Source organism: Sporosarcina sp. FA15 (assembly GCF_051550195.1).
GTDB lineage: Bacteria > Bacillota > Bacilli > Bacillales_A > Planococcaceae > Sporosarcina > Sporosarcina psychrophila.
The window spans coordinates 2,632,617-2,648,480 of sequence record NZ_CP188818.1; the positions used below are offsets into that span (position 1 = coordinate 2,632,617).

The following is a 15,864-nucleotide window of genomic DNA, read 5'->3' on the forward strand; positions in this document are numbered from 1 at the left end:
CGAAGTAGTTTGTTATTTTAGAGTTTCATAGAAAACAAGGGGGAAACAGATTTGAGGATTACAAGAGAAACGTTAGAACAATATGTTTCTATACTAGGTGATTGGATACCGAAAGACGCCGCAATCGCGATTGCCATGGGCGACCGCTACATTTATTATGTGGAAGGCATTCAGGATATCCAACTAATAGAAGGGCAACCTGTTGCACCCGGCAGCATTGCGGATAAAGTAATTAATAAACGACTCAAAGTTGATAAAGTTATGGATAACACATTGTTTGGGTCTCCGTATTATGGTATCGGTTATCCGATTGTCCTCCAAGGCGAGCCCGCTGCACTACTTGTCATCTTGCCTTCAAACTATCATGTTCTGAAACAAGAACCCTTTCGTTTCCTCACGGGCAAACAGGAAGAAGAATGGTGTCCGGTTCCAATTGAAGAGATCGCATATATAGAAAGCTTGCAAAAGAAAACTTGGTTTTATGTTGCGAGTGAACAATTCTGTATCAGCTACACGCTGAAAGATTTGCAATTACGACTGCCTAAGACGTTTCTACGTATCCATCGGTCTTACATTGTTAACATCCCATCTATCCAGCGCATTTCCAGAGACATTACTTCTAATCTAGTACTTACATTGAGAGATGGGACAGAGTTGCCTGTTGGTCAGACGTATATGGCTGATGTTAGGAAAGCGCTTGGATTTTAGGGTGATTAGGGGCGAGGTTGAGTGTTGGTCGTTTGGATATGCTTGGTTGGTGAGGTTATATGATTGGTTGAATAGTGGATATGCTCGGTTGGCAGGGTTATATGATCGCTTTGACAGTGGGGATGCTCGGTTTCATTGATATATGATCGCTTTGACCGTGGATATGCTCGATGTCATTGGGATATGATCGCTTTGACAGCGGATATGTTTGGTGTCTTTGGGATATGATCGCTTTGACTGTGGGGATGCTCGGTTTCTTTGGGATATGATCGCTTTGGCTGTGGGGATGCTCGGTTTCTTTGGGATATGATCGCTTTGGCTGTGGGGATGCTCGGTGTCATTGATATATGATCACTTTGACTGTGGATATGCTCGGTGTCAATGGGATATGATCGCTTTGACAGTGGATATGCTCGATGTCATTGGGATATGATCGCTTGGACAGTGGATATGCTGGGTGTCAGTGGGATATGATCGCTTGGACAGTGAATATGCTCTGTGTCAGTGGGATATGATCGCTTGGACTGTGGGTATGCTCGGTTTCATTGGGATATGATCGCTTGGACTGTGGATATGCTGGGTGTCATGGATATATGATCGCTTTGACAGTGGATATGCTCGGTTGGCGTAGTTATATGATCGGTCTACACACTAATTTAGACACTCAAAGGAATAAAAAAAGCCGCCCGGAATTTAATCTAGGGCGGCTTTCGCAATTCATTAGCATATTATTTCTTGATTAATTCCAATTCAACTGGAATTGACGCTTCCACTGTTTCACCTTTAAGTGATAGAACAGCTGCTTCTACTGCTTTTTTACCGATAAGTTCCGGTTTTTGAGCGACAGTTCCAGCCAATTTGCCTGCTTCGACTGATTTTACTGCATCATCTGTTGCATCGAATCCAACAACTTTAACTTCTTTCCCCGCGGCTTCAATTGCTTCAAGTGCGCCAAGTGCCATCTCGTCATTATGCGCGAACACGCCTTTAATGTCAGGGTTTGCTTGCATGATATTCTCCATAACTGTCAATCCTTCAGCACGGTTGAAATTCGCTGTTTGTTTAGCAACGATATCCAATTTACCTTTTACTATTTCATTGAAGCCCATTCCACGGTCACGCGCAGCCGAAGAACCAGCGATTCCTTCCAATTCTACAACTTTTGCTCCATCGCCAACTAAATCAGCTAAGAACTGACCAGCCAATTCTCCGCCTGCTTTATTATCTGAAGCGATATGAGAAACAACGTCTCCGCCTTCAGAGCTTCGGTCGACTGTGATAACAGGAATTCCTGCATTGTTTGCAGATTCAACCGCGGCTACAACTGCGCTAGAATCCGTCGGGTTAATCAAAATCAAGTCCACGCCTTGTTGGATTAAATCCTCTACATCACTCGCTTGTTTTGCTGCATCATCCTGTGCATCGATAACTGTTAACGTTGCATCCATTTCTTTCGCTTGCTCTTTTGCTCCTTCGCTCAATGTTACGAAGAACGGGTTATTCAACGTTGAAATGGAGAAACCAATTTTATAACTTCCTTCTCCACCTTTAGTTTCTTCATCTTTCTTGGCTCCTGGTGCCTCTGTTGAACATGCTGCAAGTACGAGCATAATCGCCATGATCAATGCTATTTTCATTTTTTTCATTTCCCAACATCCCCTTAAGCTGTTTTTTTACGATCTAATAACACCGCAACTAATATAACTGCACCCTTCACCACTTGTTGGAAGAAGGAGGATACACCGATAAGATTGAGACCATTATTCAAAACACCAATAATGAGTGCACCAATTAACGTCCCCACAATCCAACCCCGTCCACCCGTCAAACTTGTCCCCCCAAGGACAACTGCCGCAATGGCGTCAAGTTCAAACATGTTACCCGCAGTTGGTTGAGCGGAATTTAGCCTTGATGTTAAAATCAATGCTGCAAGTGCCGCTAGCATTCCCGTCAGTGCATAAACGTAAATTTTAATACGATCTACGCTGATTCCAGAAAGTCGTGAAGCTTCTTCATTGCCGCCTACTGCGTATACGCGGCGACCAAATGTAGTCTTTTTCAAAATGAAATACAAAATCCCAAAAGTAATGGCCATCGTTATAACAGGGACAGGAATTCCGAAGAAGTACCCTTTCCCTAGCAACTGGAACGCTTGTGAATCACCAAGTCCTGAAATTGGTTTTCCTTCTGTGTATACAAGAGTCAATCCACGGTAAATCGTCATCGTCGCAAGTGTTGCGATGAACGGAGCAACTTTTCCTTTGGCAATTATGACGCCGTTAATTGCACCAAGAACAGCTCCTAGAAGTAATCCGAGGAACATTGCGAGAAGCGGGTCCATTCCACCAGCCATTAATCCGGCAGTCACCGCTCCCGTTAAAGCTAATATCGACCCAACAGATAAATCGATGCCGCCTGTCAAAATGACGAAGGTCATCCCAAATGCTATGAGCGCATTTATCGACACTTGTCTTAAAACATTGAGTAAGTTGTTAAGCGTAAGAAAATTCGGACTCATGATTGAAATGATAATGACAATTAATAAGAGCCCAATAAGGGGTCCGATTTTTTGCAGTACCGACTGTGTATTAGATTTGAGCAACTTTGTCACCTCCCGTAGCATAATGCATAATTCGTTCTTGCGTCATTTCAGCTTTTTGCAGTTCGGCTGTAAGTGTACCTTCATGCATGACAAGTACCCGATCTGCCATGCCAATAATTTCGGGAAGTTCAGACGAAATCATCAAAATCGCGACACCTTTTTCGGCAAGTTCATTAATGATCGAGTAAATTTCTTTTTTTGCTCCGACGTCCACACCTCGGGTCGGCTCATCTAAAATCAGCACATTCGGTTCGATACCCAGCCATTTCGCAATAACGACTTTCTGCTGGTTTCCCCCGCTAAGCGATTTGGCAGCTTGGTTGGGACCCGACGTTCGGACACCCAACCGTTTTACCATTGTTTCGTACAACACTTTCTCTTCATTCGCTTTGATGATGCCATTGCTTGAAACTTTATTGAAATTCGTTAAGCTTATATTGTCTTTTACCGAGAAATCTACGATAAGGCCTTCCGACTTCCGGTCTTCCGTAACATAGCCGAAACCTAGTTTTTTCGCTTGTAGTGGACTGCTGATTTTCACAGGTTTTCCATTAAGAGAAATCGTTCCCTTTTGCAGTTTTTTATAACCGAATAAGGATTGAGCAACTTCGGTTCTTCCCGCTCCCATCAAACCTGCAATACCGAGAACTTCACCTTTACGCAACTCAAACGATATATCTTCGAAATGCCCGTTGCGTGTCAAACCACTTGCCGTCAATTTCACATCACCAATTGTAGCGTTACGCTCTGGGAATCGTTCACCCAGTTCGCGTCCGACCATCATCTGAACAATTTCATCAAATGACGTTTCTTTAATCTCTTTAACGCCAACATAATTGCCATCACGTAAAATGGTAATTCGGTCACATAATGCAAAAATCTCTTCCATACGGTGGGATATGTAGACAAACGATACACCGTTCGATTGAAGGGCTCTGATTGTTTCAAACAACGATACGATTTCTCGCTCAGTTAGTGCAGCTGTCGGCTCGTCCATAACAATCACTTCTGCATTCGATGACATCGCTTTGGCAATCTCAATGATTTGCTGTTTACCTACCGAAAGTTCCCGGGCAACTGTTTTTACGTCGACATCCAGTCCGAGTTCTCCCAAAATCACCTTTGCTTTCTTATTCATTTCTTTGGTTTTTAAAATACCACTTTTACCAAACGTCTTTTCATTCCCCAAAAACAAATTTTCAGCGACCGTCAAATCTGGCAATATATTTAGTTCCTGATGTATAACTGCAATTCCAGCATGTTCTGCTTCTTTCGGGTTTTTGAAATCGACTAGCTTGCCCCTCACTTTGACTTCACCTGTATCACGTGCATAAATACCGGTTAGTATTTTCATTAGCGTTGATTTCCCCGCACCATTCTCACCCATTAAGGCATGAATCTCTCCCTTTTTCACGGAGAATTCCACATTAGTAAGAACGGAGTTGCCATCAAAAGACTTTGAAATCCCAGTCATTTCAATCATACTTCTTCACCCACTTTCATTTAGCAGTCTTTGACGGTGACAGTCACCCAGATCTCCGAGCTCTCTTAAAATATGACGCCCGACTGCAGAACAATATTTGCAAAAGGCGTTGCTTCACCGGTGCGAATGATTACTTTTGACTTGTGCGTCAATTGCTTCAAATCTTCATGTGCCAGCTTTGTTATACTTGGTAATTTAGTGCAAAGGATTTCATACACTTCAGTATTACGACTCTCTATTTCACTCGCAATAAATGCATGTTCTACTTCCAAATCTTCCAAAACCACGCCTACTATTTCAATAAAAGAAGGTTTTCCAATCGTATATGAAAGATCGATACAATGGACACCATCTGGTATAGGCAATCCGCAATCCGCTATTGTCACTTGATCGGTATGACCAAGCTTTGCAAAAACGGCTGCCAGTTCACGATTCAATATGCCATGTTTTTTCATCGCCAATCACTCCCGAGTCGCAGTTCTACGTCAGCGCGCGCCGGCATACCACCTTGTGCACCAAATTTCTCGACGGATAAAGATGCGGCAGCGTTTGCAAACGTAACCGCTTCAGTCAATTCAAATCCTTCGACAATCGCATACGCAAATGCACCGTTGAACGTGTCCCCTGCTCCTGTCGTATCGACAACGTCTGTCTTAAAACCTTCTATGATGACATGCTTTTCACCGTCATAATAACGAGCTCCTGCACTGCCGAGTGTAACAATTAATTGATTTGGATAACTTTCCAACGCAGCCTCCATATCCGGCCCAAAAATTTGTTCACATTCTGTCTCATTCGGTGTTAGGTACGTAAGATATGACATAAATTCATTTTGGAAACCTCCAGCAGGTGCCGGATTCAATAACACAGGAACATTCAGATCAGCGCAGATTTTCAACGTATGTATAATTGTCGGTATCGGTATTTCAAGTTGCAGTAAAACAAGTTTACTTGCTCGAATCGTTTCTTTCATTTCATCAATGCATGCAAGCGTCAGTTCATAATTCGCACCTGGTACGACGATGATTCGGTTATCTCCATCCGACAACAATATATTGGCAATGCCAGTAGCTACCCCCGTACTCTCCGTTACTCCGGAAACGTCTACTGAGTTGCGCTTCAAGTTTTCCAGTAATTCCTCACCAAAACCATCATTCCCAACATTTGCCACCATATGGACATTCCCGCCAAGACGGGCTGCAGCCACTGCTTGATTGGCTCCTTTGCCTCCTGGCACCGTGGTGAATAATTGGCCTAAAACTGTTTCACCTTGTTTTGGGAAAACATCCGTTTGCACAACTAAATCCATATTGACGCTACCGACAACCGTTATCATCATTGTTCACTCCTCGTTGTCCCTCGAATAATCAGTTTAACTGGAACTTGAATTTCTTTTTCTTCGAGCTCTATTTCTTCAATTAACTTAATAAGCATTCGTGTAACGAGTGCCCCTAGCTTATATATATCTTGCGCTACTGTTGTTAGCCCAGGTGATAACATACCGCCAAGTGCTATACCGTCAAACCCGACAATTTGCAACTCATCAGGTACGATAATTCCTAGTGAATGTGCTGCTTTCAACACACCTGCCGCCGAGACATCGCTACTTGCAAAAACCCCATCAATTCCTTTGTGCTCTGACAGAAATTTTCTAGCTATCTCTTCTGATTGCTCAAAATGAAATGGACACTCGATAATATGCGTCACTATTTCCTTACCTTCTACAGCCTCTAAAAAACCGTCTAATCGGTCATCCGCCGTTCCAAGTCCTGTCGGTCCACGCATGCAGACGATATGTTGACAACCTTGTTCGATTAAATGGGCAGTTCCTAACCGTGCACCTTCTTTGTTGTTCGATGAAACTGTCGGTATCGAAGCATCTATCGTACGATCCAGTGCAACCACTGGTATATCCAAGTTTTGATAATGACTCGCTTGCAACTGATTCGTTGTGACGATGAAACCCGCTACATATTTTTGCCTTAATGTCTCAATATAGTGGATTTCTTTTTCTGCTTTTTCATCCGAATTGCACAACACGACCGTATAGTCATAAGTTAGTGCAACATCTTCCACTGCACGAGCAAGCTCTGGGAAAAACGGATTCATAATATCCGGTACAATTAAGCCAATAAGTTTCGTTTGCTTCGTACTTAATGATCGCGCAACAAGGTTCGGTTTATAATCCAATTCTTTGATTGCCCGTCCAATAACCTCTTTTGCTTCTTTACTAACATATCCTTTTTGGTTTATAAAGCGTGAAACAGTCGCTACTGAAACACCGGACTCTTTCGCTACATCCCGAATATTGGCCAACTATTTCACCCTTTTCTATTATGTGTGTAACCGGTTACACACATAATACCAATCTATTGATTTGTTTGTCAACAACAGTTTCATTCCATTCATTCACAATACGAAAACAGCCACAAAAGTAAGTTTCACTTTTGTGGCTGTTTTTATGTCATTTACTTTTTCTTTAGTGCCTTTATAAACTGCTCTGTTCCTTTCATCGATTCATCATACAAATCTTGAGAGAGTTTCTTCGTACTTTCAACCGTTGCAGGCCAGTTTTCTTTCATGTCGTTGAATGCATCCAGGAATAATGTTTGTTGTTTGTTGATGTCTCCGATTGGAAATGCATACTTTTCCAGGTCAGCAAGTTTCATGAAATCATTCACTTTATGATGATAAGAAATTGCCATGACAGGTGTTTCAGTACATGTTGCCAAAATCAAGGAATGGAGTCTCGTCCCAATAATAATGTCTTGCTGTGCTGTCACATCAAGGATCATAGTTGGTAGTAGATTATCATCGATGATTGTCGTCTTATCTTTATGTGTCATTTTCTTCTGAATATCTTTTGTAACATCTGCATCTTGTGGGAATTTTGTCGCGAAAAATGTCAGCTCAACATTGTCTAGTTCAGCTAGATTGTCCAGATTCTTTGCCATGCCTTCTATATAATCGTTATAGATGGCAGGATTCCCTTCAGGCCAATAGCCTGCATTGTAATAAGGAACAGCTGTGATACCGATTTTCGTCGGAACTGTCGATTTCTCAACACCCGTTTGACGCAAGGAAAACGCTGGATCGCCGATAGTCAAAACGCGTTCTTTCACACCGATTGACTTCAACAGTTCAACAGATTCGGGATCGCGTACCGAGATACTTTCTGCATGTTTAGCCATATAGCGAATGAACCATTTTCCTATACCGCTGCTTAGCGGACCCGCGCCGCATCCGTAAACAACATAAGGCGTCTTCGAATTTTTAGCCATCATTGCATATGACCCAAATAATGGCGCTTCCCTTTTATATAAATCCATTAAGATTCCGCCGCCACCAATAATCAGCAAATCAAACGTCTTTACGATTCTCTTATTATTTTGGTACGTTTTAAAAAATGTCTTTACTGCGTTGCCATTTTTATAATACAGTGGAAAACTAGTCACTCCATACCGTTCTGCTGTTTGTTTAGGATTATTACTAAATACCGTTAAATCATTACTGTCTATCTTGAACGTTGACGTCACTTGTTTAATAATGCTGAATAAGATCGCTTCGTCCCCGTTATTATCGTTGCCATAATTGCCTACAATACCTATTTTCATTAGCCGACTTCCTCTACTACATGATGAATTTAGTATAACATAGCTGTGCTACTCGATGAAAATGGAACCCTTTAGCCTGAAGTTGCACTTGTACATTTCCGGCTCACTTTGGACGATGAAAGAATAGCAACCTTTCTATAGAGGTTACACGTGCCCGAAGATGAAATTTCGGGCACGTCACCGCTTTTAATAAAGCAAAGATCATACAAGTAACAGTGTGACGCTAGATAGAAAGTGACACTGCCTTTCATTCGAAAAGGAAACGCTATTAAAAAGGAGTAAGCAGCCAAAATTGCATCTTTGGCTGCTCCTTTATAAATAGGTGAGTGGTTATTCACTCGTTCCCAAAGTTTTTAGCACTTCGTGTACCTGTAACTTTGGAGAGCGACGGACGAACGGTCACCATACGATTAACGGAAAAACTGCGTAGGGATGCGACTTTGTCGCATCCCTACGCAGTAAGTAATCCCGATAATTGTATAGTAGTCGTTCAGTCCAAAGTGATCCAAAAGCACCTGTTCATAGGGTGTCTAGTGTCTTGCGCTTTTCGGGGCTAAAACGGCGCCTTCCGCTTTTCTTATTTATTAATACTGCGGTATAGGAATGCGCTGAATTGCGCGCGGTTCACAGGTTTATTCGGCTCGAAATTGCCTTTTTCATTCCCTGTTGTGATCCCGCTGTTTGCTAGAATATGAACTTGTTTATACGCCCAGTGACTTGTAGGGACGTCTTTGAATTTCTTAGACGATTCGCCTGACAGTTTGTACGCTTTCACAAGGATTGCTGCCATTTGAGCACGTGTCAACTGGCCAGCCGGGTCGAATGTTCCGTCCCCTTTACCGCCTACTAGATTCGCACTTGCAATAGCATTGATTTCATTGTAATAACGGTGTTTTTTAGGTACGTCTTTAAACTGTTGTGTACTTGCAACAGATGCATCTAAGTTGAACACACGACTTAAAATGACGGCCGCATGTTCTCGCGACAATGTATTTCCTGGGTTAAACTTACCATCCAAATCTCCTTGTATATAACCAAGGTCTTTTAGGAAACTTATTTCTGTATAGTATGCGTAAGTGGAAGGTATATCAGAAAACGCTGGTGTATCATCAGACAAAACGATAGGAATGCTTGTCGTTTTCGATCCGAGTGTCACATTTACTGACCCCTTGCCTGCTTTATTAACAGCTTTAAAGGCCCCAGCCGGTGTAATCGTTCCGATATCACCTGTAACGCTCCACTTCACTTGTTCTGGAGAATAAATGATTGGCTTTCCTAGTGCATCCGTTGCATTTGCTTTATAGGTCACGCTTGCACCTGGTTTCACTTTCGTTGTAGAAGGTACAATTGTTAACTTAGCCGGTGCATCGACAACTGATACAGGGAATGACTGCTTCGCATTTCCATATTGCACGGAAACTCGATCTTCCCCAGCTTTTACGGCACTGTACGTTAGTCCCGAACCAGCAACGCTACCTTTTTCTGCTGTCACTTGAATCTGACTGTTGTCCACTTTTAATGGATTGTAATAAGCATCCAGTAAGTAATTCACTGTCAAGGATGTTTTTGAACCTACAAGCATCGTACCAACTTGATTGCGCGAAACGCTAAGTTGTGCAGGTTCGCTTACAGGTGCTGTACTGATTGCTTCCATGATTGCGGACACCTGGCGTTCCGAAGAATCTGACGTCCGGTTTGCCAGCACGACCGTATTACTGCCATGATTCCGTACACCCATCGCTGTAGAACCGCCACCATCGAAATTGAGTGCCCGATCATAGCCTTGTGCTGCTAAATAATTTGCGAATTGTGTAAGCGACATCCCGTTGCTATAGCCTCTTACGTTGTCTACTGTTACAAGATGCACTTGTTTCTTATCTTTACTAATTGCAATTGCTGTACGCGCGGTAAGTGCAGTAGCTCGTGAATTAGATGTATTCATCGTAATATTCACCTTGCCATCTTTCAATAACATCGGACCGCTCGCCAACATGAACTCAGAATCCATCCATTTATCATCGATAGTCAATGCAAGGGATACATCTTCACCCACTTGCATATTTTTGAATTTCTCAAGACCTTTTGCGCCATGGACAGAAAGAACGAATCCTGTTTTAGGTATTTCTACTTTCTCTTTCGATCCATAACCGCGTACTTTCACAACTTTGCCCGTCAGTTTCTGGCCGTATTGTGTATTTGTAATTGGCTGTCCTGTGTCGATAACTATTTCAATTCCGTACTGATTGGAATTCGTATGTGTCTCAATATTCTGTGGTGTGAAAATGATTGTTTCATCATCTTGACGCTGACGATTTATCCCCGTCAATAGATGGTTTGTTCCTTTGTAATCCATACGAACATTAAAATTAAATTGATCGATTTCAGAAAGTCCATCTTTCGTCACACCAAATGCAATCGGTTGACTTACATAATTACTTGTTGAATCGGAGATCACGCCGCCATTAACAATCTCGTTCCCCTGTGAAATCAAATACATCGGCAAGCCGTTTTTCATGTCGAAAAATGAAGCATTAATCGCCCCAACGACACGGTTCCCATCTTTTGAATCGCGATTTGCGAGCACTGTTGTTGCTTGTCTCTTCGCAATCGGTGAAGGAAGTCCAACTTGTAATTTTGTATATGGATCTCCTAAATTGACAGATAGATGATTTATGTATTTTGAAGCTGATTGCGTATATTGAGAATAAGTTACACCCGATGATACCGGATAACTCTTCACCGCATTCTGATTGGCCGAGGCACTTGCTGGTACAGTCCAAAGAAGCGTGGCTGCTACCGCTGTCATTGCGACTTGTTTACTGAAACGTTTCATTGAAGCTACTTTACTAGTGATAAAACGACACTCTCCCTTCCTATGAATATACAGCTTACCAAAGGATTCGATATATTACCATAATCCATAAGAAGGAAATTAAGAGAAAAGCAGTCTAAGTTCGCGACATCGTGTCACAATGACTGCATGACCTACATCCTGTAGACCCAAGCGGAAGGCGCCATCTATATTTTCGGCACTACTTATATAGAATTAACTAGGTGGTATCCCTCACCCGTATAACGAACAACTCTAGCGAAGGAGCGACACTAATGAAAGGCAGCCAAATATCGCCGCGTCCTGCGGCAATGGCTGCACACCTGCAGGCGCCGGAGCAATAAGACCAAGGAGGGATGCAGTTCAATCCCTCCCTAGGGATCTTCTGACGGGCTTATTGCGTAAGGCCATCACCTAGCGACAAAGCGGTGTTGGAAGAACAGTCTATTTGTTAAGTGCCGACTACGTAGACACAAAAAAAAGCCGTCCGAGGCAGATTACTCTTCCCCGAACCGCTCTATTATAAGTCTTTAATTTTAAACTTCACATATTGACTTGTATAAGATGCGAACACTCCAAAGATGATGAAATAGAACATCGTATAGAATTTCAATTCCCAAATATTATAGTAGAATCCTGAGAATCCGGTCGCAAACCAGAAGGCAATCATGAACTTGCCGAATACTGTTTTACGTTCTTTCCAGAACAGCGCAAACATTCCTAGAAGAAACGCTGAGAATAGGGCAACACCTGCAACACCAGTTTCAGCAATTACTTGAATGTACTGATTATCCGAGTAGAAATACTTTCCGCCGTAGATGTCTGAACGAATTCCATAAAACTTATAGATTGGCGATCCATATGACAATGTCGCAGACCCGCCGAATGAACCGAATCCAGCTCCTGCCACTGGATAGTCTTTGAATACTTCAAACCCTTTATTAATATAGAAGAAACGACCACTTTCCGTCATGAGTGCCAAGTTCTTTTGATCGAACGTCTCCCCAAATCGTTCACCGATACTTCCTGGTCCGGTTGGTGGTTTTTCAAGACCGAGTGTTTCGAAATACTGGACGCCCAAATTAACTGGGAAATAAATCAGTATAAATGAAGCCACTCCCGCAATCACAAGTCGTTTCATAAGATGCCAGTTTTTCGACATGATAATGAATATCACACCGAGGATAAATGCTGAAATCCAAGTTCCTCTTGAATAGGTGAGGATGAATACACCAAGGAACAAGACAAGATTAATCGTTAAGAACCATTTATATTTCTCGGTTTTGTAGATTGATTGAAGGAACAGCACAGCAATAATTCCGAACAGCAACAATAACGCCAATGAATTCGGATTTCCTGGTAATCCATAGATTCTTACAAAGTTCGTCGCCGATAACGTTTTATATTTCCATACATCTGGCAATAGGAACTGCCTCATCGACAGCTTTTCGATAATGCCATGAACTGAAACGATAAGGCTTGTCCATACGGTTACCCATGCAAGCCGTTGGAACCATCCTTCCGGTAACAGCATCCGTGAAACAGTATAGTAAAGCAAATACATAATAATAAATGTCCGTAGTTGAAAAATGACCGCAGAAGGTAAAACGCCTTGAACCAGTCCACTGATAGCACCGAACAATAGAAAAGCAAAAAATGCCCATTCAAACCATTTGAACGAAAACAGAGACTTCCAATTTTTTCTACCCGCAATGATTACTTTTGCAAATGCGATGAACGTAATGAGATCCCCGATTAGTTTAAGTCCCGGATTCACTTCGACAAGAAATGGACGGATACTCACATAGACTACGAGGAAAAGCAGGCTTTGTTGCGGTCTGAAAAATGCGAATAACGCAAAGAACAGGGAAGATAGAACAAGTGCAATCGATGATGGGAGCATCAATGCTACGCCGATGACTGCCAATGCTGCAATGAAATACATTGTTTCTTTATCTTTTAAATTTTCTTTTATAGTTGTCATGAAATATTTTCCCTTTCTACGACTAAATCGTCTCATAATAATGAACAAAGTCCTCCGTAATTATAGCATCTTATAGGACGTTGTGGCTTATTCTTTAGTTTCATATTTATTACAAATTCTACTTGTGCAAATTGAACCTTATTATTCTAGCAAACTTCTGATACTATTAAGTAAGATTATAGAAGGAGGTTTACGAGTGAAAAAATTAATTACTTTCACTTTACTCACACTACTCATGTTCTCCCCTGTCTTCCAGATACAAGCACAGGCGAGTGACATTAAAGGTCATCAGATGGAAAGCGACTTGAATTATTGGATTGGAAAAAACGTCATTCGTGCAGACGCAAAAGGAAATTACAATCCCAATAGAGCCGTTACGAGAGGCGAATTTGCTTCGTACATTGCACGTGCTCTTAAATTACCTGTTTCCACAAAGTACACATTCAAAGACTTAAAGGCAAACATGGGTCTAACAATTGAGATTCAAAATGCAGCCGGCGCAGGAATCCTTTCGGGTTATCCCGATGGTACATTCAAAGCCAGCGAAAAAATTACCCGTCAACAAATGGCAGGTATGATGTATAAAGCGATGCGTTATATGGAGCTTCCTGCACAAAAGACAGCTTTGAAATTTAAAGATTCAAAAAAGATTTCAGCTAACTTTATTGACGCCGTCTCAACTGCCGTAAACTTGAACATTATTCGAGGGGATCACCGGAAAGATGGTGTTTATTTCAACCCTAAAGATAACGCAACGATTGCACACGCTTCAGCATTCCTATTCAGATTATTCGCTGCCGCGGAAGTGTTAAAACCGACAGAACCTAGTGAGCCGAGTCCAAGCGAACCAGGTAAACCCGAAGTTCCTTCTGTACCCGACGTTGATCCTGAAGTATACAAAGTAAGTACAATTTCAGGCGGAAAACTCCTTCCCACAACGGCACTCTATAAAACTTATGAAGATGCATTGGCTGCTTACAATGCATCTTCATCTGTTAAGGCCATTGGAAAAAACAATAGGATTATTAAAATAAAATCTGGACGAGCTTTTGGTTCAGAAAACCCTAAACAATATACCTCTCTCTACAGCGATTCCACTTTACGGACTGAAGTAACATATATTCAAAAAGGTTATGAAATGAACTATATCGGAAGTAGTGAGAATCATGTTATTTTGGAAGTTGGTGGGTTAACTTTCTACGCGAAACCTAACGAAGTCGATCTTGTTCCAACAGAACTTGTCACGGGCAACAGCTTTTATGAAGTAGGCACAGATGGTGTCTTATATCATGATACGTATAACAACTTGACTAAAACACGTGGGGTTTATTCTATCGGTCCTGCAGCTTCATCCATGAAAAACGGGAAAAGGTATACAAGTCTTGATGGCGTTCATTTTGATGAAGTAGGTACGAAAAACACAATTACACATTACCCATACTTCCAATTCCAATCAGTCCGTCAAACCTCTTCATACAGCGGTGCAGAACTTGATTACTTCATCACTGAGATTTTGAAAGACCGTCAGAAAACTGGTCTCGCTCGTTACAAAGATGCTCCGACTACATCGAAGTTAATTGGTCTTGGTAATTATTTAAAAACAATTGAAGAAACACATCGTGTCAACGCATTGTTCATTCTTGCAACAGCCATCCACGAAAGTGATTACGGAATAAGCGGAAATTCACTAACGAAAAATAATATTTTCGGTATTAAAGTGTTTGATTCTAGTCCGGAATCAGGTGGAACATACAAACATCCCAACAATAGTGTCGATGCATTTATTAACGAATACATGAACAAAAATTACGCTAACCCGCTAGGCGGATATTCGTATGGAGCTGTTCCAGGCAATAAAGTAGTCGGCTTTAATGTCAGGTACGCTTCTGATCCAAACTGGGGAAGTAAAATCGCCGGACATATGTGGAGAATCGATACATTCCTCGGCAAGAAAGATTACAAACAAGCGGATCTCGGCCGCATCATTTATACCGGTCCCGTAGGTGTCAATGTACGGACAAGCCCTGATCCGCTAAGTGCTAAACTATTCTCTTACAAACAGAAAGACCCCGGCGCCAATGCCGCATTCGGCTATCCAGTAGTTATTGTCGATGAAACAGTCGGTAGCGACGGCTTCAAATGGTATAAGGTAATTGCAGATAGCAATCCTCCTGCAGACTACGGCTGGATTCGTTCAGACCTTATAGAACGAATTACGGAGTAAAATAGGTAAATCCTGTCCACTGGTGTTTAAGTGGACAGGATTTTTTTTACGCAATTAGCCTCCCCTAGTTAATGTGACATTGGTCATAACTTGATTGAAAAATTTCTGGGCACCACTTGTAACTGTAATGGTAAATGACTAAACTCGCATGGCTTCGCCAAACTCTAATGGCAATTCGTCAAACTGGCATGGCTTCACTCGTAACTGTGATGGCTTATGTCTAAACTCTCATGGCTCCGCCATGCTCTAATGGCAATTCGTCAAACTGTCATGGCTCAACTCGTAACTGTGATGGCTTACGACTAAACTCTCATGGCTTCGCCGAACTCTAATGACAATTCATCAAACTGTCATGGCTTCACTCGTAACTGTGATGGCTTATGACTAAACTCTCATGGCTTCACCCGTAACTGTGATGA

General features: G+C 42.0%; 11 protein-coding genes. 2 read left to right on the forward strand and 9 right to left on the reverse strand.

From position 1 onward, the window contains the following. The first annotated feature begins 51 nt into the window (after window positions 1–51). On the forward strand, window positions 52–708 hold the full coding sequence (locus tag ACP8HG_RS12535) for a LytR/AlgR family response regulator transcription factor (RefSeq protein ID WP_421101505.1): 657 nt from the start codon (window positions 52–54) through the stop codon (window positions 706–708). A gap of 728 nt (window positions 709–1,436) precedes the next feature. Here the strand turns inward: ACP8HG_RS12535 and rbsB are convergent. The 9 genes from rbsB to ACP8HG_RS12580 all read right to left on the reverse strand — a co-directional run bounded on the left by rbsB (window position 1,437) and on the right by ACP8HG_RS12580 (window position 13,221). After that, window positions 1,437–2,354, reverse strand: coding sequence for a ribose ABC transporter substrate-binding protein RbsB (gene rbsB / locus ACP8HG_RS12540; RefSeq protein WP_338655396.1), 918 nt, complete (start codon window positions 2,352–2,354; stop codon window positions 1,437–1,439). Between the two features lie 14 nt (window positions 2,355–2,368). After that, on the reverse strand, window positions 2,369–3,310 hold the full coding sequence (gene rbsC, locus ACP8HG_RS12545; RefSeq protein WP_067212262.1) for a ribose ABC transporter permease: 942 nt from the start codon (window positions 3,308–3,310) through the stop codon (window positions 2,369–2,371). Continuing rightward, window positions 3,297–4,793 (reverse strand): sugar ABC transporter ATP-binding protein, encoded by a 1,497-nt coding sequence (locus tag ACP8HG_RS12550; protein WP_438296532.1) that lies wholly within the window; start codon window positions 4,791–4,793, stop codon window positions 3,297–3,299. Before ACP8HG_RS12550 ends, rbsC begins: the two co-directional genes overlap by 14 nt. 65 nt (window positions 4,794–4,858) lie before the next feature. Further along, window positions 4,859–5,248 (reverse strand): D-ribose pyranase, encoded by a 390-nt coding sequence (gene rbsD, locus ACP8HG_RS12555; protein ID WP_067212267.1) that lies wholly within the window; start codon window positions 5,246–5,248, stop codon window positions 4,859–4,861. Next, window positions 5,245–6,129: a ribokinase gene (gene rbsK / locus ACP8HG_RS12560; RefSeq protein ID WP_438298654.1), complete on the reverse strand. Its 885-nt coding sequence runs from the start codon at window positions 6,127–6,129 to the stop codon at window positions 5,245–5,247. The genes rbsD and rbsK overlap by 4 nt, the downstream gene beginning before the upstream one ends. Then, window positions 6,129–7,109: a LacI family DNA-binding transcriptional regulator gene (locus ACP8HG_RS12565; RefSeq protein ID WP_438296534.1), complete on the reverse strand. Its 981-nt coding sequence runs from the start codon at window positions 7,107–7,109 to the stop codon at window positions 6,129–6,131. Before ACP8HG_RS12565 ends, rbsK begins: the two co-directional genes overlap by 1 nt. Window positions 7,110–7,261: 152 nt before the next feature. Further along, window positions 7,262–8,407, reverse strand: coding sequence for a polysaccharide pyruvyl transferase family protein (locus ACP8HG_RS12570; RefSeq protein WP_438296536.1), 1,146 nt, complete (start codon window positions 8,405–8,407; stop codon window positions 7,262–7,264). 577 nt (window positions 8,408–8,984) lie between these two features. Beyond that, window positions 8,985–11,240 carry an S-layer homology domain-containing protein gene (locus tag ACP8HG_RS12575; protein WP_187045676.1) on the reverse strand — a complete coding sequence of 752 codons (2,256 nt, stop codon included), beginning with the start codon at window positions 11,238–11,240 and terminating at the stop codon, window positions 8,985–8,987. A 517-nt stretch (window positions 11,241–11,757) separates the two neighbouring features. Next, window positions 11,758–13,221, reverse strand: a complete 1,464-nt coding sequence (locus ACP8HG_RS12580) for an O-antigen ligase family protein (RefSeq protein WP_438296538.1) — start codon at window positions 13,219–13,221, stop codon at window positions 11,758–11,760. Between the two features lie 196 nt (window positions 13,222–13,417). Here ACP8HG_RS12580 and ACP8HG_RS12585 point away from each other — a divergent pair, with 196 nt between their 5' ends. Next, window positions 13,418–15,445 carry an S-layer homology domain-containing protein gene (locus tag ACP8HG_RS12585; protein WP_438296540.1) on the forward strand — a complete coding sequence of 676 codons (2,028 nt, stop codon included), beginning with the start codon at window positions 13,418–13,420 and terminating at the stop codon, window positions 15,443–15,445. The last annotated feature ends 419 nt before the right edge of the window (window positions 15,446–15,864 follow it).